The sequence below is a fragment of the Xenorhabdus sp. Sc-CR9 genome, from assembly GCF_963897815.1.
Taxonomy (GTDB): Bacteria; Pseudomonadota; Gammaproteobacteria; order Enterobacterales; family Enterobacteriaceae; genus Xenorhabdus.
On the sequence record NZ_CAWQTY010000186.1, the window covers coordinates 1 to 24,442 of the forward strand.

A 24,442-nucleotide genomic window follows, 5' to 3' on the forward strand; every position below is an offset into this window, starting at 1 on the left:
GCAATCATTGTTGCCAATTTATGTGGCAGCTTATTCGTAATGTGAAAATTTTTTTGAAAAGGGCTTCGTTAACGGATTGGAAAGAAATGAGAAATATAAGAGTCTCACCATTATGACAAACTATTTAGAAAAGGTATTGAGTGATAATACCCAATATCACATCGTTCTCTCGTTATCAGAAGCCAAAAGCATTATTGAAGATATCAGTCCCCGCCGCCCACAAAATCCAAGTCATGGGGAAGCATTTGCAAGAGGTACGGAAGCAGAAAACCCAAGTTACGGAGAAGCATTTGCAAGAGGCACGGAAGTAGATAGCAAGAAGAAAAATCCTATGTCATATGTATTTTCTGTCACAGATCCTATGTCCACCTATGCGGGAAATATCTATGATTCACGTGGATTATATGATGTTATTCGAGAATTTAAGAGGTTGGGTATTACAGCTGCAGAGCATGTAGGAGAAAATGGAAGAAGGTATATTCATATATCAGGACATGCCGGTCTTAGACGTATTATCAGAGGAACGCGATATTGTGCCAATCATCCCCAAATGTTAATGATGGGAATAGGGCAGCAAGGTCTTAATTCAAGCATCATTGGTGGAGTGAGGTTTTGTATTATTTTTTCTATTGGGTATCGAATTATTGAAGGTATATTTAAAGATGAATATACATTGGCTGATTTTATTGGCAACATAACAATGGACATGGCGAAAACAGCTATTATCGCTACAGCCTCTTGGGCTGTAGGGTCAACTTTAATTGCTACAGCCGCTTTAGGTGGTAGTGTTATTGCCGTTGCCGGAATAGTTTTGCTTACTGGTTTTGTAGTAGCTTATAGTCTAGATTTTATTGATAAAAAATATGGGCTAAGTGAAAAAGTAATAGCATTTTTAAAAGAAGAAATGAAAAGAAAATCCAGAACACCGGAAGTAGACTCAAAATATATTTTTAATGCGATGGGAAAAATTAGGTGAATAGTAAATACTTTAAAGCATTAGGTGTGCTACTACTATTATTATTTATGGCATTTATGATGTGCTTCGTTATTGATTCTGCTATTTCATTAATACTAATGAAAGATGAGATAACATTTTCTGGCACTGTTGTCATAGGTGTTATGTCTTCCCCTCTATTATTTTATTCTTTATCGGCCTCTATTTTTTTCTTTATCTTTGATAGGTTACCTAAATTTAACAAATTGATTGTTAATTACTTAAGTAAGTTGATGATTGTATCATTTATCATTAGCTTACCTATCTCTTTTTATGTTAGCTATAAGTTAAAAAATGATGGTTATTTGACATGTGATAAAATATCGTGGATGTCACCGACTACTTATGTTAAAGACATTAAGTTATGTAATTGAAAATTTTTGTAAATATTCCGTCCTCGTGTTTCCATCTGTTTAGATCTCCTGCGTTTAGGCCTTTTTATTATATTTTTCATGTATATATTAAGAGATGGCACTCAGGCGTGAGCCGCCATCAGGCCGTTTAATCAGTCTGCGAGACGCAGAAAAAGATTATTCGGCCTGCCCCTTTCAGAGCTGGTTTCACGTCTTAACATTCTTGTTCACGGAAACCATGTCATGAAGAAGTTACTCGAATTACGCCAGCAAAAGGCCACCCTTACCGAACAAATGCGTTCACTGCTCACCCAGGCCGAAACTGAAAAACGTTCCCTGACCAAAGATGAAGCTAAACAGTTTGACGAACTGCACAGTCAGTCCGATGCCCTGAATACGGAAATAGCCCGTTATGAGTCACTGGCTGATGAAGAACGCAGTCAGCCTATTGAACGGACAGTACGTAAAGTTTCCATTGAATAGTTCTATTTCAGTGAAATCAACCATGAGATAAAATGATACTTGTAATTATAATTTGATACTCATGGCTAAGTATCTTTATATTGATTTCTTGATTTTTTGTGTTCTGTATTGGTCGGGGAGAAAAGCAGCAGCATGTATTATGGTATCTTAGGTAACTCCGCCTTGTGTATATTATTGTTCATTCATTTACAATTAGACGAAAATAGTATTTCGGCCACAAGATAAGTTAATCAGGTAATTTATCTGATTAACTTAACATAATTAATTATAAGAATGATCTATAATTTAGAAAGTTTAACTTTTATTTGAAAATAAGATAATTTTATGCAGGTAATGAATTTATAACCTGTGATGCAGTGATTTGAAATTATAGGAGTTAATAGGCTAATGGGTAGCATAACTATCAGAAAAATAAGAGAGATATAATATATTGCGTCAGGCTGTTGTATTATGCTTACTATAAAAAGAATAAAAATACAAATTAGCATCATTCTTGATGATGAAAAAGAAGCATCGGAATCTATTATTATCCAGGCAAGAAAATTTCCATCAGTTGTTTCTCTTTCAAAAGAGAAAGTTCTAATTAAAGCCAATTGTTCTTTAAATGTGAACGTTTTTATAATTAATTTTCTTAGTTTAGGGTTTTTCTCTATATAGATTTTTTTTCTTTTTTTATTTATCGGTTTACTAGAATTGTGTTCTGATCGAGGCTTGAAAAATATTCTGTTAGTGAGAGCGAACAAAAACAGTTTTATACCTATGGAATAACTGTAACCGATGTTTTTAGCTTGTTCTAATATTCTCAAAAAGGAAACGGATAAATAGATAAAGAAAAGGTAATTTAACCAATTAGTTTTGGAGGTCATTATATATAATGCAATGGCGATTATAATAAAAAATAGAGTGGCTCGTTTTACAGATTCCATATTTTCATAGGCCAGCCATTTTATCCAAGCGGTAAAATCATCGGATGTTTCATTTTTTACTAATGCAAAACTTTTGAGTAAGGTAACTTGTTCTGTAAGTGTAAATAGTTTAATTATTGATTTCCTGATTTTTTTGTCATGAGTAAATCGCATAGCTATCCCAAATTTATCAGATTAAATCGAAATTTATTTTTAATTCAGAATATTAAAATAAGTAGTGGTACTTATTCAAGTATGACAATTAAATGGACTTAAAAACAGAATTTGGTCACGCATTAAACCCATTGATTAGCACTCTGGCCTCATTTTCTCCCTGTGGGGTAATCCGTTTCCCCACACTTCACGCTCTCTTTAGCCTACATTACGCTTTTTAAGATGCTATAACGGCACTGACTTTGTTACTATGCTTTAATGTGTTTTAGTGCTCGTGCAATGATTTGTGGGGTAATTCGTGGGGTAATAAATTGATTTATTCGCCTTATGTGAAACTAAAACTTATTAAAAATCAATTGGAAATAAATTAATGTTAAGTTATCGTCACAGCTTCCATGCTGGCAATCATGCTGATGTGTTGAAGCACACGGTGCAAAGCCTGATCATTGAAGCGTTTAAAATAAAAGAGAAACCTTTCTTATATCTGGATACCCACGCTGGCGCAGGTCGTCATCAATTGACCGGAGAGTATGCGGAGCGTACGGGAGAGTATCTTGAAGGTATTGCCCGTATTTGGCAGCGTGATGATATTCCTGAGGAATTGACTGCGTATATAGACGTAGTGAAAGCCCTGAATCCAAATGGTTTCCTGCGCTATTATCCGGGTTCTCCCCTGATTGCCCGTCATTTGTTGCGGGAATATGATGAGCTTAATCTGAGCGAATTGCATCCCAGTGATTTTCCTTTACTACGTACGGAATTTTCCCGTGACCAACGTGCGCGTGTCCTGCGGGAAGATGGTTTTCAGCAGCTAAAATCAAAACTTCCTCCAAAAAGCCGCCGTGGATTTGTGTTGATTGATCCCTCTTATGAATTGAAATCGGATTATCAGAATGTTATTCAGGGCATTCAGGAAGGATATAAGCGTTTTGCAACCGGCACTTATGCATTGTGGTATCCCGTTGTGCTGCGCCAGAAAATCAAACGCATGATGAAAGAACTGGAAGCAACAGGTATCCGTAAAATTTTACAGATCGAATTTGGCGTGCGTCCTGATAGCGATCAGCGTGGTATGACGGCATCAGGCATGATAGTCATTAATCCGCCGTGGAAATTAGAACAGCAGATGAAATCTGTGTTGCCGTGGCTTCATCAGGTACTGGTTCCTGAAGGAACAGGGCATACCTCAGTGGAGTGGATTGTACCTGAATAAGGTGAAAGTTCAGTGTGGCGTAATCATTTTAATAGCTGTGCCCTATGGCAATAAAAGCCAGAAACGTCCACAGCCGATGATAACTTTTTGTAATAATAAGCGCCAGGTTGAACTTTAGCCAGTAAGTTAATTGATTAGACGGAAGTGACCTAAGATGAGTAAAAAACATTACGATTATATTGCAATTGGTGGTGGCAGTGGTGGCATTGCTTCCATTAACCGTGCAGCCATGTATGGGCAGAAGTGTGCCCTGATTGAAGCAAAAGCATTGGGCGGAACATGTGTTAATGTGGGCTGTGTACCGAAGAAAGTAATGTGGCATGCCGCCCAAATTGCGGAGTCTATTCATCAATATGGTCCCGATTATGGGTTTGATACTATAGTTAATCGTTTTGACTGGAAAAAACTGATCGCCAGCCGTACTGCCTATATTGATCGCATTCATCAGTCGTATGAGCGAGTACTGGGTAATAATAAGGTAGATGTTATTCAGGGTATTGCCCGTTTTATTAATGCACATACTGTTGAGGTTAATGGTGAAAGGATCACAGCTGACCATATTTTGATTGCAACAGGTGGTCGTCCTGCTCGCCCTGATATTCCCGGTGCGAAATACGGCATTGATTCAGATGGTTTCTTTGAACTGGATGAGATGCCAAAACGTGTTGCTGTAGTGGGGGCTGGCTATATTGCAGTGGAAATTGCGGGTGTTTTGAATGCGCTGGGTAGTGAAACTCATCTGTTTATCCGCAAGCATGCACCATTGCGTACTTTTGACCCATTGATCGTTGATACTTTGCTGGAAGTTATTAAAAAAGAAGGGCCAACACTGCACACGGAAGCAATATTAAAGTCTGTGATTAAGAATAGTGATGGCAGCCTGACCGTTCAGTTGCAGGATGGCAGAAAGCAGACGGTTGATGCCTTGATCTGGGCGATTGGGCGTGAGCCGATGACAGATAATCTGAGTTTGTCTGCCACCGGTGTTGAACTGAGTGAAAAAGGTTATATCCAAGTCGATAAGTACCAGAATACCAATATTAACGGTATTTATGCAGTTGGTGATAACACCGGTGCGGTGGAATTAACACCGGTCGCAGTTGCGGCAGGTCGTCGTTTGTCAGAGCGTCTGTTCAATAATAAACCGGAAGAACATCTGGATTACTCTAATGTGCCAACGGTTGTATTCAGCCACCCACCGATTGGCGTTGTTGGTCTGACGGAACCTCAGGCAAAAGAGCAGTATGGTGATGAGCAAGTTAAGGTTTATACATCATCATTTACCGCGATGTATACCGCTGTGACGCAACATCGTCAGCCATGCCGGATGAAGCTGGTTTGTGTGGGGGAAAATGAAAAAATCGTTGGTATCCACGGTATCGGCTTTGGTATGGATGAGATCCTGCAAGGTTTTGCGGTTGCGCTGAAAATGGGTGCAACGAAAAAGGACTTTGATAATACCGTTGCTATCCATCCGACTGCGGCGGAAGAATTTGTTACTATGAGATAACTCTTTATCATGAGTAATAGGGTCAATTGTTGGGCCTTCTTAAAATAAATCTGTCTTTTCTTTGTTCTAATTTCAATGCAACGTGGATTTTTTCATATTTAAAATCAAATGATTAATGTAGCAGAGCAAGCTGCCGGACTTGCTCTGTTTATTCTTTAAATATCGAATCACAATCCCGGTGCTTTCCACAACGAGGTTGTTAATCCATCATCCACCAGATGCAGTTGATCTGCATAGACTGCCTGCCAATCTTTCTTCGCTTTTTGATAAATCTCGCGGTGGTGTAGGTTCGGTTGATATTCACGGTCCCAGCGCACTAATTTCTCTCCGGTCGTGGGCATGGAGTCATATAAACCAACGCCAACACCTGCCGCGATCGCGCAACCTAAGGCTGTCGCTTCTTTCACGACAGGCACTCTGACAGGTAATCCGGTAACGTCAGACAGAATTTGGCTCCAGAGTTTTCCTTTCGAACCCCCTCCGGCAAAGACCAAAGAATCGGCTTTGATGCCAGAGAACTCTGAAACCATATCGAGGTTACATGCCGAAACGATAGCCGCGTTTTCTTCCAATGCACGGAATAGCGTTGCCTTATTGCATTTTTCCGGATCAATCGAGAGATTGAGGAAAGAAGGCGCAGCGTGGTACCACGATTTGAAACGCATGACATCGGAGAAAATAGGCATTATGCCATGTGCACCAGCAGGAACCCGTGCCGCCATATCTTCCAGCAGACTATAGGCATCAACGCCTAATCGTTCTGCCAGCAGTTTTTCTTCTGCGCAGAAAGCATCGCGGAACCAGCGCATGGTGAGACCGGTAAAGAAGCTGATGGATTCTGCCTGTGCCATACCTGGAATAACATGCGGGTTAATGCGGATGTTCATGTTCGGATCGGTGATGGGTTCTGGAAGATTAACAACTTGCTGCCAGAATGTCCCGCCGAGTACCGCAGTTTGGGCAGGTTTGACCACTCCAATGCCCAGGCAGCCGAGTTGGACGTCACCTCCTCCCACAATCACAGGTGTGCCGCTGTTCAGGCCACATTCGGCCGCTGCTTTTTCCGTGATATAGCCGAGTAGTGTGCCGGTTTCTTTGACGGGAGAGAGAATATCGGAACGAAGTCCGGCCATCTCCAACAAACTTGGTCGCCAATTGCGGCTGGTTAAATCCAGCATTCCCGTTGTACCCGCATTGGAGGGATCAACCGCCAGTTCGCCACTGAGCATATAAGCCAGCCAATCGCTGATCATGGTCAGGGTACTGGCTTGCTGGTAGATATCAGCACGGTGATGAGCCAGCCAAAGCAAACGTGGCATTGCGCCCAGCGCCAGTGTCTGGCCGGAGTAGCGATAGACGTCAGACTCAAAGGTATTATTGTAAAGCTCTTTTAGCTCGCTGACTTCATGGCTTGAACGGGCATCCACGTTGGCACATGCCCAAATGGGATCGCCGTTGCGATTATAAAGGACAATGCCTTCCCGCATTGAGCAGGCGGCAACGCCTTGAATCGCATTAGCGGGCAGATCTGCTTTTTGCAGTGCCTGCCGGATACATTGGCAGGCCAGTTGCCAATTGTTTTTCAGGTCAAATTCCATAGAACCAGCAACATTTGGTACAGGCTGGTGTATCCACTCAGCCTGTCCGACGGCGACTTGATTCCCTTCTAGATCAAATATAACTGCACGAATACTGCCAGTTCCTGCATCAAGCGCCATCAGATACCTCCGTGATGGGTGAGCATTAGCGCGTTGATTCATGATACTATCCTCGTATATCGTTATTTTCTTATTCGATATGGAACAGGGAATGGAAGAATTATTAGTTGATCAAGTTAGCATGGCCCTCGCTGTTTGTTCTTCTGTCACTAATGAGTTGATGTAACCCCCTTTCATTGCAGCGACAATGGCATCTACTTTTTCGATACCACCTGCTACTCCAAGCACGTTCGGGATAGTTTTTATTTCTGGTAAGGGGATACCTATTAATTCTTGATGGATGTCGATATCACCGATCAGTTCGCCATCTGCATTGAAGAAATATCCAAGAATATCCCCAACAGCACCTTTACGACTAAACATTAGCTGTTCACCATCACTAATATAGCCAGAAAGCATAATAGTTGCATTTTGCTTCTGATTAATAGCACCAATTCCGACAAGTGCGATATCGGCGGCACAGGCCGTCAGGATAACATCTTGTACACTACGTTCTTCGCGGAATGTCGCTGCGATTTCATGCGTGGAAGCTCGTAGTGGTGCAGGAATAATATTGATAGGACAGTCCGCATCAAGTTGGCCAATACCTGCCATGTAAGAGCCAACACCACCGGACAATGTCACTAATCTAACTTGCTGGGATGAGATAAAACCACTCAGATGCTTTAAAGTACACATGGGGGTTTCCCCAAACCCAATTGCCAAGAGTTGGTGAGGTTCAGTCAGCGCCATTAATAGGTGAGCGGCTCCAACACCGAGGCGGGTATTTAAATTCATACTATCAAGGGCGGGTAATACACGGATTCGTTTAAGGTTAAAACGTTTTTGTAAGGCATATTCTAAGGCTAAGCATCCTTCATAGCGTGAATTGATCTGAACACGGATCACACCAGACTGTCGACCTTTCTCCAATAGGCGGGAGACCTTGAGGCGGCTGAGGCCGAGCAATTCACCGATGTCCCCTTGAGTCAGGCCATCGTGATAGTAAAGCCAGGCGACACGGGCCATTAGTTCTTCTTCACTCATGCTATTTCCTGTTCCTGGGTAGTTGTGACCAGAGCAGTCAATTGTCTCGAATAATACATTTTTTTCTGAGATTGTTGGTTTCTTAGTTGATTTGATCGACATAACAACTTCTTTATCCACAAGGGAAGAATAAGCATGAAAGCTACTAATGTTCTAGATACTTTGTTACAAAAATTTGAACATATTTTAATGTGGTTCTAACTTTTTCACAAAATGTGATCGGAATACTGCAATAATCTCGAATTATGAATTAGAGTTTTGAACAAAAGTATTTTTAATAAATAAATGTTCAGATTAAGTAGTGTTGATGTCAGAAACGAAAGCTGGAAATGCCATGAAGTCACAGCATATTTCTGTAACGTACAAGACAATCCTGAAACATAAATGATCTTGAGGCAAAAATAGGCGGAGATAGGCATGAAAGCACTGGTAATGAAAAAGCTGGCTTTGGCTGCTGTGTTAAGTTTAGCGAGTGTTACTTGGGTGCAGGCAGCAGAGAAAATTGCGTTTATTCCTAAATTAGTCGGTGTTGGTTTCTTTACCAGTGGCGGCCAAGGAGCAGTGGAAGCCGGCAAGGCATTGGGTGTTAAAGTCATTTACGATGGCCCTACAGAGTCAACTATGGTGGAGCAGGTTCAGCTTATCAATAAATTCGTTAATCAAGGTTATAACGCTGTCGTGGTGTCGGCGGTATCAACAAATGGTTTATGTCCAGCGTTGAAACGTGCGATGAAACGAGGTGTCAAAGTATTGACGTGGGACTCTGACACATCACCAGAATGCCGTTCCATTTATATTGATCAGGGAACACCAAAACAGTTGGGTGGAATTTTGGTCGATATGGCCGCTAATCAGGTGAAAAAAGAAAAAGCGAAAGTGGCATTCTTCTATTCGAGTCCAACGGTGACGGATCAGAACCAATGGGTAAAAGAGGCTAAAACCAAGATTGCAGCAGAGCATCCGAATTGGGAGATTGTTACCACACAATTTGGTTATAACGATGCAACGAAATCCTTGCAGACTGCGGAAGGTATTTTGAAAGCATGGGGTGATTTGGATGCAATTATTGCACCAGATGCTAATGCCCTACCTGCGGCGGCGCAAGCGGCAGAAAACCTGAAACGCCAGGATGTTGCGATTGTTGGGTTCAGTACCCCGAATGTGATGCGTCCTTATGTTGAAAACGGTACGGTCAAACAATTTGCTCTGTGGGATGTAGTCAAGCAAGGCAAGATAGCTATTCATGTTGCCAATGAGATATTGCAAAAAGGCGATCTGGATGTGGGAGATAAATTGAATATTCCTGATATTGGCGACATTGAAATTTCACCTAATAGTGTACAGGGTTACCGTTATGAAGCGAAAGGCAATGGCATTGTTGTTATGCCGGAAAGGGTGATTTTTACCAAAGAGAATATCAACCAATATAATTTCTAATCAATACGATTTCTGATTCATAAGGCTGTGAAATACAGCCTGACTCTGACACCTTTCTGGAGGAAGAAATGGCAGATTTAGATGATATCAAAGACGGTAAAGATTTTGGCATTGATAGACCGCAAAAGAATGCTCTGTTTGAACTGAAGGGCTGTGGTGCGCTGGATTGGGGTATGCAGTCCCGTTTGTCACGAATTTTCAATCCTGCGACCAATAAAACGGTGATGTTGGCGTTTGACCACGGTTATTTTCAGGGACCAACAACAGGCTTAGAGCGTATCGATATAAATATAGCCCCTCTGTTTGAACATACCGATGTACTGATGTGCACCCGGGGCATCCTACGCAGCCAGGTTCCTCCTGCAACCAATAAACCGGTGGTGCTGCGTGCGTCTGGCGCTAATTCAATTCTGACTGAACTCTCCAATGAAGCTGTCGCGGTGGCGATGGAAGATGCACTTCGGCTTAATGTTTGTGCTGTGGCGGCTCAGGTTTATATCGGCTCAGAACACGAACACCAATCCATCAAGAATATTATCAAGCTGGTGGATCAGGGGACGCGTTATGGTATGCCAACGATGGCAGTGACAGGTGTCGGCAAAGATATGGCCCGTGATCAGCGTTACTTCTCACTTGCGACCCGCATTGCAGCAGAAATGGGGGCGAATATTATCAAAACCTATTATGTTGATACCGGTTTTGAGCGGATCGTGGCGGGCTGCCCGGTTCCGATTGTGATTGCAGGGGGTAAGAAATTACCGGAGCTGGACGCGCTTGAGATGTGCTATCAGGCGATTGATCAGGGCGCGTCTGGTGTGGATATGGGACGTAATATCTTCCAGTCCGAAGCACCTGTTGCGATGCTGAAAGCGGTACAGGCGGTGGTGCATCACAATGAGAAGCCTGCTCAGGCTTATGAGCTGTTCCTGAGTGAAAAAGCTAAAGGGGAATAATATGCACGTCACGCTAGTGGAAATTAATGTTAACGCTGACAAGGTAGACGAGTTTATCGAAGTATTTCGGGATAATCACCTCGGTTCTATTAAAGAGCCGGGCAATTTACGCTTTGATGTCCTGCGTGATGAGAATATTCCTACTCGTTTCTATATTTATGAAGCCTATATTGACGAAGCGGCAGTCGCGGCACATAAGAAAACGCCTCATTATCTGCGTTGTATCGAAAAACTGGAATCGTTGATGACTGAACCACGGAAAAAGACTGCTTTTGTTGGTTTGATGCCAGAAGGGAAGTAAGAACGAGAATATATTAAGGTGAATAACAGAAAATAGGGTGAGTAATAGAAAAGATTTCTCAGGTTATTCTCTCGTGTAATCATCTTGTATTTTTTCAGCACTTAGACAGCCCGCAATTCATATGTGGGCTGTTTCCCCAAAAGTACCATTGATTGACTGTGCCCTATAGAAATAATTTCTGTCACTATTGATGCCACAGAGATCATGGAACATGGAAAGTAGGGGAAATATAACAACCATTTATTAGAGGGCATAATCATGGTAAAAAAAGAGGTAGATTATAATTCTATTGGCGAAAGTTATGAACAGTTCATCCAACGCACTCCTCAACGTGCATTAGAGGTTCGTACCGTATTAGGTATGGTGGGTGATGTGCGTGGAAAATCGATTTTGGACTTGGCTTGTGGGTACGGTTACTTTGGTCGAGAATTGCGAAAACGAGGAGCTTCAAAAGTTGTTGGCGTGGATATTTCGGAAAAAATGATAGAACTGGCCAGAGCAAAGTCAGAACAATATGGTGATGACCTAGAGTTTCACGTACAAAATGTTTGTGATATGAAATCATTTGGTAAGTTTGATATCGTCGTTGCTGTCTGGTTATTCAACTATGCTGAATCACCCGAAGATCTTGAGACCATGTTTCAGGTTATTGCTGACCATCTTAAACCTTCTGGTAAATTAATAAGTTACACGCTTTCACCTGAATTTCAATTAAAAATGGGTAACTTTGATGCTTATGGCATAAATATTCTGAGTGAAGAATCATGGAAAGGTGGTAACCGTTATCAAACTAAGTTTCTTAGTATGCCACCGAGTGATGTCACATTTTATCGATGGAATCGTGAACATTACGAGCGTGCTATTGAGAAGGCAGGATTCAAAAAATTTGAATGGCACAAAGCAACTCTTCTAGAGAGTGATATTGAACGCTATCCTGATGGCTTTTGGCATATTTTCCAACAAAACCGCCTTAATATCGGCCTTACCTGCTCTTACTGACGATTTTGTTGCCACTCTAAAACCAATTTTCTTACAGAAATGGATTCTTTGCTTTCATGGATGTTTCAATCTTTAATTTACGGAAATAAGGTTGCAGATTGAAATTGGGAAAAACGCCCTTAACGTTACCATCAGGGCGTTTATTTATTGGTATAACCACTCGGCGATAAATGTTGTCACTTTATCCGGCTGATTAATATCAAGCTGCGGTAGTGGTGTTGCCAGTGTGATATCACTGGCAATTGCGATTACATAGGGATCGAGAATTTCATCAATGGAATGGTTTAGCCCGTCTCGGTAAAGCGCGATTTTCGGGATTGGTTCTTGTTTGAATCCTTCAACCAGTATCAAATCCAACGAATCTGCGTCGAATCGGCTGGCAAGGTAGTACAGATCCAATTGCGGTAAGTCTGGGGTTTCTGTCATCAATGCCCAGCGTTGCTGGCTGGCGACTAAGGTCTGGTTTGCACCTGCCTTGCGCAGCTCATAACTGTCTTTACCCGGTTGATCAACATCCATATTGTGATGAGTATGTTTAATCAGTCCAACCCGTATATTCTGCTGACGCAACAATGGAATCATCTGTTTTAACAGCGTTGTTTTTCCGGTTCCGCTATAAGCGGTGATACCCAGTATGGGCAGCATTGTGTTATTGCTGTTGCGGATCATGCTGACTCCCGGAAGAATTTCCAATGCTGATTTTCCCAGTCATGGCATTCTTCTGGTGTATTTAAATTAGTGAAAGCACTGGGATTAGGAAAATAGACCGTTTTTGCCTTAATCATCTGCATAAAAAACATCAGTTTTCTGTCCCCCAGAGCGAGGTAGCTTTCCAATCGGGGGATTAAACTGCGGTGCATTAACGCTAAGGTAGGGTGGGCGCGCTGGCAGTCGTGTGCATAAGCGGCCCAGGCATGTTGTTTGTAGTGCCACAGTTTTGTAACAAGGTTTTCAGGAAAACCGGGGACATCACAGGGAACAAAGACCACCCATTCATGGATGGCTTTCTTCAATACCGCCAGCATACCTGCCAGCGGCCCAGAAAAATCGGTAATGATATCCGGTATGATGGGATAACCACTTTGTTGATAAATCCCAAGATTGAGATTGGCATTGATCAATAGCTCGTCCACCTGTGGCTGCAATTTTGTGGCAATGTGTTGGTATAATGGTGCGCCATCGAATTGCAACAATCCTTTGTCATTCCCTCCCATGCGGGTGGATAGCCCTCCAGCTAGAATTGCGCCACTGATTTTTGGATGCGTCATGTTAAATTACCTGATATTGGGCAATGAAAGGTTAGGATATATATAGCCATTGTGAATCAATATCTAACGATGCTGCTTTGAGGTGGAGTATAACTTTACGCTGATTGACAGACCAATTCTTTCTCAGAAGCATTAACCCTGCTAATTTGTATAGTTATTTATAAGGAATTAGAAATGAGATGTCACCGCCTCAATGAAATTATCGAACTTTTGCACCCAGTATGGAAGAATGAGCCGGATTTAAATTTGCTCGAACTTTTGCAAAAACTGGCTGGTGAAGCGGGTTTTACAGGGTCATTGACTGAACTTACAGATGATATTCTGATTTATCACTTGAAAATGCGCGGTACGGACAATCATGCTGAAATTCCGGGGTTAAAAAAAGATTATGAAGAAGATTTTAAGACCGCCCTGTTACGTGCCAGAGGCATTATTAAAGATTGATAAAGAGAGAATTGTGTTGTGACAAATTATGTTGTGACAAATAGTGTTGTGACGGAAGCGAAGGCTTTTAATTTCCAGAATATTACGCCGGATTTAATCATGGATGCGTTGGTGCAGTCTGGCCTGTATATCGATTCCGGTTTGACTGAACTGAATAGTTACGAGAATCGTGTTTATCAGTTCATGGATGAAGATCGTAAGCGCTATGTCGTGAAATTCTATCGTCCCTTGCGTTGGAGTCAGCAGCAGATCCAAGAGGAGCATGATTTTACGCATGAATTACAGCAGGCAGACTTGCCCGTTGCGGCACCGCTGGTGTTTGATGGGCAAACGGTACTGAATTATGGCGGATTCCTTTTTGCCATTTTCCCAAGCGTCGGGGGACGTCAGTACGAATCAGACAATTTTGATCAATTGGAAGATGTTGGAAAATTACTGGGCAGAATGCATCAAATAGGCCGCAAGAAAACATTTTCTCACCGTCCGACGCTTAATATTGACGAATATTTGTATCAATCGCATCAATGTTTGTCTGAATGTGAACTAATTCCTGCTAGATATAAGAAAGGTTTTTTGGCCGCCCTGGATGAATTGAACAAAGTGGTAGCTGATCAATGGTGCGGGAATGGGAACTGGCAATCCCTGCGGCTGCACGGTGATTGCCATGCTGGTAATATTTTGTGGCGTGATGAAGCATGGTTTGTCGATCTTGATGATGCCCGCAATGGCCCCGCAGTGCAGGATTTGTGGATGTTACTTAATGGTTCACGGCAGGAACGTTTGGTTCAACTGGATATCCTGCTTGAATCATATGGTCAGTTTATGGACTTTGATCCAAAAACATTAGCGTTGGTCGAACCTCTGCGTGCGATGCGAATGGTCTATTATTTGGCTTGGGTCGCTCGTCGTTGGCAAGATCCTGCTTTCCCTAAAGCATTTCCGTGGATGGCTGACAGCGATTTTTGGTTTAAACAAATAAGTCTTTTTTCTGAACAAGTTAGGCTGTTACAGGAACCACCTTTACAACTCAATCCTATATATTAATTTTCTGGAGACCATTATGAAAAAGTTTTGGCTAGTATTGGTAGGAGCGTTGATGGCATTTAATGCGTTCGCCACTGGATTTTCTGAAGGAAAGCAGTATGTTGAATTAGAAAAGCCGGTTGCGAATCAGCCGCAGGTTTTAGATTTTTTCTCTTTTTATTGTCCCCATTGTTATCAGTTTGAAAATGTTTACCACGTTATTTCTACTGTTGAGAAAAATCTGCCGGCAGGGGTCACTCATGAGCGTTATCATGTTGATTTTCTTGGACCTTTGGGACAAGCTCTGACGGATGCCTGGGCTGTTGCCATCGTTATGAAAATTGAAGATAAAGTCACTCCAATTTTGTTTGATGGTATTCAGAAGAGCCACACTATCAATACTAAGGATGACATTCGTAATGCCTTTATCAAAGCGGGTGTCTCTGGTGAAGATTACGATGCCGCATTGAATAGCTTTATTGTTCAATCTGTAGCAGCCAAAGAACGTCAGGCAGCCAAGGATTTGGGATTACGTAGTGTTCCGTCTGTTTTTGTTAATGGAAAATATCAGATTAATAATGGTGGAATTGAGGCTACCGCTCTGGATTATGCCCGAAAATACTCCGATGTTGTGAACTATCTGGTAACCAAAAAATAAGTCACATGGTTATACTCAGGCCATGGTTGTAATGCAAACGATGGCTGTAATTAAATAAGAACATTAAGTATTAATATAAAATAACATAGGTATTGGGCCAGCCATGATAAAGCTGGCACAATACTTGCTGAAAAGCCCCTTTCATAACATAAACTCCGGTAATATCCACAAGTCAGTGATTTTTAAGTAGTTGCAAGATTTCTTTAATATTCTCTGTAATTCATTGATTTTCACCTTCTGTTACGCACACTTTATAGTGATAAACATAAATCTGTTTTATATGCCATTTTTTTGTGCACAAAGTTATCCACAGAACATTGTTCAGGGTATTTGTCATAAAATGCACGTTATCACGAGAAAATTATCGCAAAATTCGTCTATAACGGCACAGTATGGCATTCTATTCTTTATTCATCCCACAGAATGACGAAGAAAATTTTATGGCACAGATAGCAGACAATCCCCTGATTTTGGTTGACGGTTCTTCATACCTTTACCGTGCATACCATGCGTTTCCTCCACTGACAAACAGTGCGGGAGAACCAACGGGCGCCATGTATGGCGTGCTGAACATGCTGCGCAGTTTAATCATGCAGTATAAACCGAGCCATGTGGCGGTCGTGTTTGATGCCAAGGGCAAAACGTTCCGTGATGAGCTATTTGCTGAATATAAATCTCATCGCCCTCCTATGCCGGATGATTTGCGTGCTCAGATTGAGCCGTTGCATAAAATGGTCAAAGCCATGGGACTGCCAATTTTGGTTGTACCGGGTGTCGAAGCTGATGATGTTATTGGCACATTGGCATTGCAGGCTGACCAAGAAGGCCGCTCTGTTCTGATAAGCACCGGCGATAAAGATATGGCTCAGTTGGTGACACCGAACATTACCCTGATTAATACTATGACCAATACTATTCTGGGGCCGGAAGAGGTCACGGAAAAATATGGTGTTCCTCCTGAACTGATTATCGATTTTCTTGCCCTGATGGGAGACTCTTCCGATAACATCCCGGGCGTTCCAGGCGTTGGTGAGAAAACCGCGTTGGGGCTATTGCAGGGTATTGGCGGTCTGGATAACATTTATTCCAGACTTGATGAGATTGCCACACTGAGCTTCCGTGGTGCTAAAACACTGGGCGGAAAAATGGAACTGCATAAAGAGGTGGCCTACCTCTCTTATCAATTGGCGACAATTAAAACTGACGTTGAATTGGATAGGGTTTGTATCGATCTTGCTGTTGTGCCACCAGATGTGGATGAATTGCTGGCTCTGTTCAATCATTATGAATTTAAGCGCTGGATAAATGACGTGCAGAATGGCAATTGGCTGGAAGGTAAAGGTCAGAAACCTGCCTCTGGCAGCACTAAATCAGACTCGATAGCGGCAGTGTCAACCTCCGTCAAAATTTCACCGGAAAGCTATCAAACCATCCTTGAGTACCAATCTCTTGATGAGTGGATTGAGAAATTGAAACAGGCCCCGGCATTCTCTTTTGATACCGAAACTGATGGCCTTGATACCCTGACAGCCAATTTGGTGGGAATGTCCTTTGCCATTGTGGCGGGAGAATCAGAAATTGAAGCGGCTTATTTGCCATTGGGACATGATTATCTGGATGCACCACAGCAACTGGATCTGCATGAGGTTCTTGCAGCATTAAAACCACTGCTGGAAGATGCCAACCTGCCCAAAATTGGTCAGAACCTGAAATTTGATCGTGGCGTTCTGGCGCGTTATGACGTTGCTCTGGATGGTATTGTTTTTGATACCATGCTGGAGTCGTATGTACTGAATAGCGTGGAAGGGCGACATGATATGGATAGTCTGGCAGAACGCTATCTGGGCTATAAAACCACGACATTTGAAGAAATTGCGGGCAAAGGCAAGAAACAGCTTACTTTCAATCAAATTCCCTTGGAGGAAGCTTCAAAATACGCAGCTGAAGATGCAGATGTGACTTTGCGCCTGCATCTGGCAATGTATCCTCAGTTAGAGAGCGCTGAGACACTGAAAAAAGTGTTCCAAGGAATTGAAATGCCGTTGGTACCGGTGCTTTCCCGTATAGAAAGAACAGGTGTATTGATCAATTCCCAAACGTTGGCAGAACATTCACGGGAAATTACTGCGCGTTTAGTTGAGCTGGAAAAATCTGCTTATGTGTTGGCGGATGAAGAATTCAATTTGGCTTCGCCAAAGCAGCTGCAAGTCATTCTGTTTGAGAAAATGAACTTGCCTGTACTGAAAAAGACCCCAAATGGCGCGCCATCGACAAACGAAGAAGTGCTGGAAGAGCTGGCTGAACATCATGAGTTGCCACGGGTTATTTTGGAGCATCGTGGTCTGGCCAAACTGAAATCTACCTATACCGATAAACTGCCCCAGATGGTTAACCCGCTGACAAACCGCGTTCATACTTCCTATCATCAGGCTGTGACCGCAACCGGGCGCCTTTCTTCTCGTGATCCGAACCTACAAAACATTCCTGTCCGTAATGATGAGGGAAGACGTATTCGTCAGGCATTTATTGCGCCTGAAGGTTACCGCATTATGGCAGCAGATTATTCGCAGATAGAATTGCGTATTATGGCGCATTTGTCACAGGATAAAGGATTGCTGGAGGCGTTCGCACAGGGCAAAGATATCCATCGGGCGACTGCCGCAGAAGTGTTCGGTGTGCCACTGGAACAAGTCACCAGTGAACAGCGCCGTAGTGCGAAAGCGATTAATTTTGGCTTGATTTATGGAATGAGTTCTTTTGGTTTATCCCGCCAGTTAGGTATTCCGCGTGGTGAAGCACAACGCTACATGGATCTCTATTTTGAGCGCTATCCAGGGGTGCTGGCTTACATGGAGCGTACACGTCAACAAGCAGCTGAGCATGGGTTTGTTGAAACGTTGGAAGGTCGTCGATTGTACTTGCCGGACATCAAATCACGTAATGCCATGCGTCGTAAGGCTTCAGAACGTGAAGCCATCAACGCACCAATGCAGGGCACGGCTGCGGACATCATCAAGTTGGCAATGATTACGGTAGATGATTGGATAGTCAGCGAAAAACCCGGTGTACGTATGATCATGCAGGTTCACGATGAATTGGTGTTTGAAGTACATGAATCTGAGTTGGAGATGGCAGAGCAGAAAATCAGAGAATTGATGGAAAAAAGTATGCAGCTTGATGTGCCATTAAAAGTTGATGTTGGGATTGGTGATGACTGGGATCAGGCACACTGATGAATCAATAAGGCAGATATTTTGCCAATCAAAAATCTGTTGAAGAAATCAAAGAACCGAATTTTTGCGGTTCTTTTTTTAGGCTTTTATTTTTGTGCAGAAATATTTTTTTATTGAATGATTTTTATGGAATCACAGTTTATTTAATCGACGAAGATTATCCCTATTACGCAGCGAAGAGGCTTGTAACAACAATTTCAGTTAGGTTTTATATTAGATCTGGATCTCACAAATATGTAATTAAACTACATTAAAGAGAGTATAAAACCTAATTTGATTAAAGAACAATGGCTGAATCGAAGCATTTGATGAAAATTAATTACAAAAAAATCTTTTTTTGATTGAAAGAATAGGGTAAAGTTGTCTGCGTAGGGTACAGAGGTAAGATGTTCTATCTTTCAGACCTTTTACTTCACGTAATCGGATTTAGCTGAATATTAGCTGCCCCAGTCATCTTTTTTGACTGGGGCGTTTTTTTATGTCCGATTTATACTCGTCCTATTTCAATTTGCAGCTAGCAAAGCAGCAAATTGAAATCGATTGGATTGAGTAGACGGGATGCGGTGAACGCAGGCGGATATTACTCCACCTCGGTTTCAATGGCAGGCTGGTTGAACCAAATATCCAGCTTCTGTTCGAGTTTATCAACGCCGATTTTTTTCAGGGAAGAAAAGTATTCGATCTGAACATCGCCATCCAGATCCGCCAATGTCTGACGAACTTGCGCCAACTGGCTCTTACGGGCACCGGATGCCAGTTTGTCGGCTTTAGTCAGCAATACCATGACAGGGATTTGCATCACAACAGCCCATTCAATCATCTGCATATCCAGATCTTTCAGCGGATGACGAATATCCATCAAAACCACCAAACCCAGCAGGCATACGCGTTTCTGGAGATATTCTCCCAAGGCTTTTTGCCACTTGTGCTTCATTTCTTCTGGCACTTCAGCGTAACCATAGCCCGGCAGATCCACCAGACGAATCCCTTCTTCTACTTCGAATAGGTTAATTAACTGAGTTCGGCCAGGAGTTTTACTGGTACGTGCAAGACTCTTTTGGCGGGTCAGTGCATTCAGGGCACTGGATTTACCCGCATTTGACCTACCGGCAAACGCGACCTCAATGCCCGTATCTTGAGGCAGGTGGCGAATGTCAGGTGCACTCGTGACAAAGTGGGTCATTTGATAGTTGTAGTGTTTGATGGTCAAAATGGTTATCTCCCAGAGGAATACGCAAAAAATAGCGCGGTGATTATACCGAGAGCGGCGGCTTGTGGACAGGCGTAACTTTATTTCGACAGAGAATGGAGCAGTTAGTCAGTCAAAAGCGTGTATGAGGAACTGAAATCGCACACCAATTAGCCAGGCTTTGCCACGAGTCAGAAACCCATAGTTGAAAACCTTATCTGGCTGGGGTTACTGCTCAGACGCAGTCTGGCAAGACGATTATTCCCGACGGTATCCTTATTGAAAGCTGCCAACAATAGTCGTGTTTGTCTCAGGCCTATATTAGAAGCCTTACTTCAAAGGGCATGGTCAGAAATTGTTTTCTGCCTAGAAGAGGCAAGGGAGTATTTATCGCAAAATGTGTTCAAGACACCACAAAGAAAAATAAGTAAAAACAGGACATTGAATGAATGTTTTGAAAAGATTAATTACTAATATCCAGTATATGATTAGGTATTATTTGAATATTTATTATTTTCAGTAAATTGATATCACTATCTATTTTTATTCATATTTTATATAATATATCAGATATAAAATATCACTGGGTTAATAAGATTATCACAGGTCACACAGTAGCTTGAAAGATAAAACGCTTTATGAGATATTATTTAGAAAATGAAGAGTTCAAAATATTTTGTCAATCGAAATTAGACATTTCACAAATCCTCTATTTAAATTTACTTCTTGCATTATTATAATATTGAGTGGATTATATGAATTATCACATGCTATATATGAAACGGCAAGGTATTTATAATAAATGCAGTGAATTTTCTGTAAAAATAACTATGCATGTAAGTGATTAATAATGTTTATTTTTTTAATGTTTCATTAGTAATATGACTCATGAAATCTAATTGTTACTCTAGTTTATTCAATAAATAATTAAACCAATAAAGTATTCTATAAGAATTGTTAAATTGATATGAGGTTAACTATGAAAATAAAAGAATTATCTAGCAAAACTGGAGTTAGTGCTAGAATGATACGTTATTATGAAGAGCAAGGCTTGCTTAAACCTAATAGAACCAGTTCTGGTTATAGAAAATTCAAATTACAGGACTTAGTGATAATAAGACATATACAATTTCTTCAAGAGACAGGGCTAACATTAGATACTATTAGAATCTTATTGCCATTCATTGTTAATAAAGAAATAAAGATTGAGCCTTGCCCTCTCATTGTTTCAACTTTGAAAAAACACAGGGATAAAATTAAAGCAGAACTCAGTAAAAATACACGAGCCTTGTTGTTATTGGATAAGTTTTTATCCGATACTACTGTTTTTAGCTCAATTGTATAATATACCTGTCGTCTTTCAAGTTGCCGCTTTGTTGGCTGCGCTCACTCACCCCGGTCACATAGTTATCTATGCTCCAGGGGATTAATGAAAGGCTCCTGCCTTTCACCGGAGGCCAACCTTTGGCTGGGCAAATTCGTTCCCGACGAATTTGTCATTCCCTTACCGTCGCGCTGCATCTTGAAATCCAATGGGTATATATTATTAATGAGTAGCAAAAGGAAGTTATCAGTTTCAATTTCATAGGTAAATATAATATTTATTTATATTAATGTTTTACCAAAAAGTAATATATCATTAAATTATATTTCTTTTCACCTTTCTGATTTATTATGATTCTAAATTTATCTCATTGTATTTTAATTTAATTACGTATTCAAAAAGTTGATATGAATCAAGGATGAGATTCATATTTTAAATGCGTGACTAGTTCATTTTTTAGAGTGAATAGTCAAATCCACCTGCTATTTCAGGTGGATTTTTACTTATAAATAAATTGAAAAAAACAAACATAATAATTAATGGTAAAGTGATTTTTGAATCTATTGATGGTAATGTTTCATTTAAGGTAAGGTAACGACGTTTAATTTACTATTTATTAACAAACATTGCCTGTAATTAACTTTAACTTATTATATAAATAATATTATTTAATTTATCCGGCTTATATAAATTAAGCTATAGGAAGTTTAGCACTAGATTTCAGCTAAATGAACTTGTTGCCATGTTCCTTCTGCCGCGGAGGTTTTTATTGCATCGATAATTTCACAGCATCTTAAGCCATCAATAAAGTTGGGTGATGCTGATTTTTCAGATTTCAATGAATCAACAAAATGGCTAAAAGTAAGTGCGAATGCTTCACCATAACCCATCCCTTGTGCAGTTACACCAACGCTTGATTCCCCTCCTAAATCAGGGAACCAAAATAATTCTGCTCCTGGATGCGCTCGCCCTAAAAAGATACTACGATAACCTGAGAGATATGCAGGATCTGAGCTATCAAAATATTGTAGTTCATTACTACGCTCCCAACTAAAACGAATAGATCCTTTTTCACCAATTACCGCAAAGAACACATCATTCTTATAACCAGGTAAAGCCCATCCTGCCTTAATTGTACCTGTTGCTCCATTTTGGAATTTAATGAGAGAATTAGTAAAATCGTCTACTTCTACTGCCCCTTTTCGTGATCTATCTTCTACTAATGGACGTTCATTAATAAAACGCTGCATTGTTGCAGATACACTGTCAAACTCACCTACTAAGAATCTAGATAAATCAATTATATGAGACCCAACGTCACCAAGTGCACCAGCTCCAGCCGAACTTTTCTTAAAACGCCAATGTAGAGGGATTGTTGGGTCATTATTATGATCTTGCAAGAAATGCCCTTCAAAATGACGAATTTGCCCAATAGCTCCGCTTTCAATAATTTTTTTAGCCTGTGCAATGGCAGGCCAGGCCCGATACGTAAAATTAACCATATGGATCTTACCTGATTCCACTGCTTTTCTAGCCATTAATTCTGCCGTTTTACTATCTATTGAAAGTGGTTTTTCACAAATAACATGTTTACCATTTGCAAATGCGTCCAAACAAATCTCACAATGACTGTCATTGGGAGTAGCAATATCAACAATCTCAATAGACTCATCTCTTGTTACTGTTTTCCAATCCGTACCAAATTCTTTCCATCCCCAGCGTTCAGCTTCTTTTTTTGCACTAGCCTCATTGACATCTACGATACGAATAAGATCGAATCTTGCCTCAGGGTCATCAGTTAATCCTGCAATATTATTCATAGATAAACTATGTAGTTTAGCCATAAATCCCGCTCCAATCATACCTACTTTAAAAGGTTTTTTATTTGTTACCGGTTTCATTTCATTTCCTTGATTTAATTTAGTTAATTTCTATTTTTTATCTTTTTGTGATTTATATTTCAGGAGTAAAAATAATAAATTCCATTTGACAATTAGTATCCAGGGTACTCGGGCTAGTTTATTGCTTATATTTATAATGGTGATACTGGTTTGACATCTCTTTTTCCAGATAGGTACCTAATACCTAGCAGTTTGACTTACTTACTTGTTTCCGTTTGGTTAGGAATTAGGCCCAAGTAAGTAGGCCTACATTAGGAGTTTTTATGATCTTCTGGAATATCTTATTATGTTTTTCTAATCGGTAAGTTGATTTTTTAGACCATCAATCTGTTCATGAAACTAGCTCAGCCATTAGTGTTGATTTTTTATGTGATAAAGCAGGAGTGGAAAAGTTAGTCATTAATTCGCTTCAGAACTTTTGATATCACTTTGTCCGAAGGGAAAAATCCTCCTTCTGTACCGTTTCACCATATTCTAGTAGGAAATTGTGTAATACCTTGACTTTCAAGCTTTTAAGTTAGATAAACGACTTGTGAATTAATCATAGAGTGAATATCGACTACAGTCTCTCTTCTTGCTTTTTATTACCGCTTACCCAACTACTGAACCGAAATCCAGATTGATTGGGTTTCTATAACACTATTTTCGTTAAATTGGAAAGGTGTTATTTTTTCAAAATAAATTTGTTGGGTAATTAATTATAATCTTAATCTTATGATAATGACTAACCTCAAACTTCTTGTGAATTCTATAGTGATTACTACCTATTATTAACCCGATAGAGATTTCGAACGAGACTGAATCCAGTAGCGGTGATACTTTCATGATTTATAGAACAGATGTAAACTGCCAACGATTTAATAATTTAAGCATACTCCATACAAAAGGAAGAACGGTAATTTTTATAATTGTTTCAGTTATAACTAATGAAGTTGCGTTATTCTCAATTGGCATTGGATTATCCAATCTTAGCGAGTATTGTTCGAATGAATCTATGAAATCCTTAACAGTACTGTTAGAGTCAAGTCAATTTTATTGAGAATGATATTTCTTTCATGTAAGAATTAATCTTTATAGTAATTATTTAGACTGTATACCTAATTAACTTGAGTATGTTGTTTTAAAATTTGAAAGTTGTCATTAATCTGATAATCAAATTTTTTCGTTTTTTCGAAAAGTGATATCAAAAAATGATACCTGTAATGCCTTGGCTATTTATGAAACGGTCTTCTGTCCCGTAGTGCACTTTGTTACCGTTAAAACCATTGAGCAGCAGAATATTCAGGTATTATGTAATGTTCGATAATTCATAATGGAACAACGAACCACACTCACT

Annotated in this window: 21 protein-coding genes and 1 pseudogene; 15 read left to right on the top strand and 7 right to left on the bottom strand. The window is 40.7% G+C overall.

Features of this window, described 5'->3' with window-relative positions; all coding sequences use genetic code 11:
* The first annotated feature begins 112 nt into the window (after positions 1–112).
* From AACQ81_RS12745 to AACQ81_RS12755, 3 genes and pseudogenes are all read left to right on the top strand, one after another.
* Positions 113–976, top strand: a complete 864-nt coding sequence (locus tag AACQ81_RS12745) for a hypothetical protein (RefSeq protein ID WP_237387544.1) — start codon at positions 113–115, stop codon at positions 974–976.
* Complete coding sequence (locus AACQ81_RS12750; RefSeq protein WP_237387545.1) at positions 973–1,368, top strand: DUF1240 domain-containing protein; 396 nt, start codon at positions 973–975, stop codon at positions 1,366–1,368. Before AACQ81_RS12745 ends, AACQ81_RS12750 begins: the two co-directional genes overlap by 4 nt.
* 222 nt (positions 1,369–1,590) lie before the next feature.
* Positions 1,591–1,794 (top strand): annotated as a pseudogene (locus AACQ81_RS12755) (phage major capsid protein); the annotation flags it as partial.
* Positions 1,795–2,108: 314 nt separating this feature from the next.
* Here AACQ81_RS12755 and AACQ81_RS12760 read toward each other — a convergent pair.
* Positions 2,109–2,909 carry a hypothetical protein gene (locus AACQ81_RS12760; RefSeq protein ID WP_237387546.1) on the bottom strand — a complete coding sequence of 267 codons (801 nt, stop codon included), beginning with the start codon at positions 2,907–2,909 and terminating at the stop codon, positions 2,109–2,111.
* Positions 2,910–3,279: 370 nt separating this feature from the next.
* Between AACQ81_RS12760 and AACQ81_RS12765 the strand changes: the two genes are divergently transcribed.
* Positions 3,280–4,122: a 23S rRNA (adenine(2030)-N(6))-methyltransferase RlmJ gene (locus AACQ81_RS12765; protein WP_237387547.1), complete on the top strand. Its 843-nt coding sequence runs from the start codon at positions 3,280–3,282 to the stop codon at positions 4,120–4,122.
* A gap of 154 nt (positions 4,123–4,276) precedes the next feature.
* On the top strand, positions 4,277–5,632 hold the full coding sequence (gorA, locus tag AACQ81_RS12770) for a glutathione-disulfide reductase (protein WP_237387548.1): 1,356 nt from the start codon (positions 4,277–4,279) through the stop codon (positions 5,630–5,632).
* Positions 5,633–5,799: 167 nt separating this feature from the next.
* Here the strand turns inward: gorA and lsrK are convergent, their stop codons facing one another.
* On the bottom strand, positions 5,800–7,392 hold the full coding sequence (gene lsrK, locus AACQ81_RS12775; RefSeq protein WP_237387549.1) for an autoinducer-2 kinase: 1,593 nt from the start codon (positions 7,390–7,392) through the stop codon (positions 5,800–5,802).
* Positions 7,393–7,461: 69 nt separating this feature from the next.
* Positions 7,462–8,478, bottom strand: a complete 1,017-nt coding sequence (gene lsrR, locus AACQ81_RS12780; protein WP_443089559.1) for a transcriptional regulator LsrR — start codon at positions 8,476–8,478, stop codon at positions 7,462–7,464.
* 315 nt (positions 8,479–8,793) lie between these two features.
* On the opposite strand from lsrR, the gene lsrB reads away from it, so the two are divergent.
* The 4 genes from lsrB to AACQ81_RS12800 all read left to right on the top strand — a co-directional run bounded on the left by lsrB (position 8,794) and on the right by AACQ81_RS12800 (position 12,066).
* Positions 8,794–9,813, top strand: coding sequence for an autoinducer 2 ABC transporter substrate-binding protein LsrB (gene lsrB, locus AACQ81_RS12785; protein WP_237387551.1), 1,020 nt, complete (start codon positions 8,794–8,796; stop codon positions 9,811–9,813).
* A 68-nt stretch (positions 9,814–9,881) separates the two neighbouring features.
* Positions 9,882–10,766, top strand: a complete 885-nt coding sequence (lsrF, locus tag AACQ81_RS12790; RefSeq protein WP_237387552.1) for a 3-hydroxy-5-phosphonooxypentane-2,4-dione thiolase — start codon at positions 9,882–9,884, stop codon at positions 10,764–10,766.
* A 1-nt stretch (position 10,767) separates the two neighbouring features.
* Positions 10,768–11,067, top strand: coding sequence for a (4S)-4-hydroxy-5-phosphonooxypentane-2,3-dione isomerase (lsrG, locus tag AACQ81_RS12795; RefSeq protein ID WP_237387553.1), 300 nt, complete (start codon positions 10,768–10,770; stop codon positions 11,065–11,067).
* A gap of 258 nt (positions 11,068–11,325) precedes the next feature.
* Positions 11,326–12,066 carry a class I SAM-dependent DNA methyltransferase gene (locus tag AACQ81_RS12800; protein WP_237387554.1) on the top strand — a complete coding sequence of 247 codons (741 nt, stop codon included), beginning with the start codon at positions 11,326–11,328 and terminating at the stop codon, positions 12,064–12,066.
* Between the two features lie 144 nt (positions 12,067–12,210).
* On the opposite strand, the gene mobB is transcribed toward AACQ81_RS12800, so the two are convergent.
* Both mobB and mobA read right to left on the bottom strand, forming a co-directional pair.
* The gene (gene mobB, locus AACQ81_RS12805; protein ID WP_237387555.1) at positions 12,211–12,735 is read right to left on the bottom strand and encodes a molybdopterin-guanine dinucleotide biosynthesis protein MobB; all 525 of its coding nucleotides are present in this window, start codon (positions 12,733–12,735) and stop codon (positions 12,211–12,213) included.
* The gene (gene mobA, locus AACQ81_RS12810; protein WP_237387556.1) at positions 12,732–13,334 is read right to left on the bottom strand and encodes a molybdenum cofactor guanylyltransferase MobA; all 603 of its coding nucleotides are present in this window, start codon (positions 13,332–13,334) and stop codon (positions 12,732–12,734) included. The genes mobB and mobA overlap by 4 nt, the downstream gene beginning before the upstream one ends.
* Before the next feature lie 174 nt (positions 13,335–13,508).
* On the opposite strand from mobA, the gene AACQ81_RS12815 reads away from it, so the two are divergent.
* From AACQ81_RS12815 to AACQ81_RS19750, 5 genes are all read left to right on the top strand, one after another.
* Positions 13,509–13,778, top strand: coding sequence for a YihD family protein (locus tag AACQ81_RS12815; RefSeq protein WP_237387557.1), 270 nt, complete (start codon positions 13,509–13,511; stop codon positions 13,776–13,778).
* Between the two features lie 48 nt (positions 13,779–13,826).
* The gene (locus AACQ81_RS12820) at positions 13,827–14,822 is read left to right on the top strand and encodes a serine/threonine protein kinase (RefSeq protein ID WP_336885681.1); all 996 of its coding nucleotides are present in this window, start codon (positions 13,827–13,829) and stop codon (positions 14,820–14,822) included.
* A 16-nt stretch (positions 14,823–14,838) separates the two neighbouring features.
* Positions 14,839–15,459 carry a thiol:disulfide interchange protein DsbA gene (gene dsbA / locus AACQ81_RS12825; RefSeq protein WP_237387558.1) on the top strand — a complete coding sequence of 207 codons (621 nt, stop codon included), beginning with the start codon at positions 14,839–14,841 and terminating at the stop codon, positions 15,457–15,459.
* 440 nt (positions 15,460–15,899) lie between these two features.
* Positions 15,900–18,692, top strand: a complete 2,793-nt coding sequence (gene polA, locus AACQ81_RS12830; protein ID WP_237387559.1) for a DNA polymerase I — start codon at positions 15,900–15,902, stop codon at positions 18,690–18,692.
* A 386-nt stretch (positions 18,693–19,078) separates the two neighbouring features.
* The gene (locus AACQ81_RS19750; RefSeq protein WP_438361642.1) at positions 19,079–19,126 is read left to right on the top strand and encodes a hypothetical protein; all 48 of its coding nucleotides are present in this window, start codon (positions 19,079–19,081) and stop codon (positions 19,124–19,126) included.
* A gap of 146 nt (positions 19,127–19,272) precedes the next feature.
* Here the strand turns inward: AACQ81_RS19750 and yihA are convergent, their stop codons facing one another.
* The gene (gene yihA, locus AACQ81_RS12835) at positions 19,273–19,902 is read right to left on the bottom strand and encodes a ribosome biogenesis GTP-binding protein YihA/YsxC (RefSeq protein ID WP_237387560.1); all 630 of its coding nucleotides are present in this window, start codon (positions 19,900–19,902) and stop codon (positions 19,273–19,275) included.
* 958 nt (positions 19,903–20,860) lie between these two features.
* Here yihA and AACQ81_RS12840 point away from each other — a divergent pair.
* Positions 20,861–21,226 (top strand): MerR family transcriptional regulator, encoded by a 366-nt coding sequence (locus AACQ81_RS12840; RefSeq protein ID WP_237387561.1) that lies wholly within the window; start codon positions 20,861–20,863, stop codon positions 21,224–21,226.
* Between the two features lie 692 nt (positions 21,227–21,918).
* Here AACQ81_RS12840 and AACQ81_RS12845 read toward each other — a convergent pair.
* Positions 21,919–23,106, bottom strand: a complete 1,188-nt coding sequence (locus tag AACQ81_RS12845) for a Gfo/Idh/MocA family protein (RefSeq protein ID WP_237387563.1) — start codon at positions 23,104–23,106, stop codon at positions 21,919–21,921.
* Positions 23,107–24,442: the final 1,336 nt, after the last annotated feature.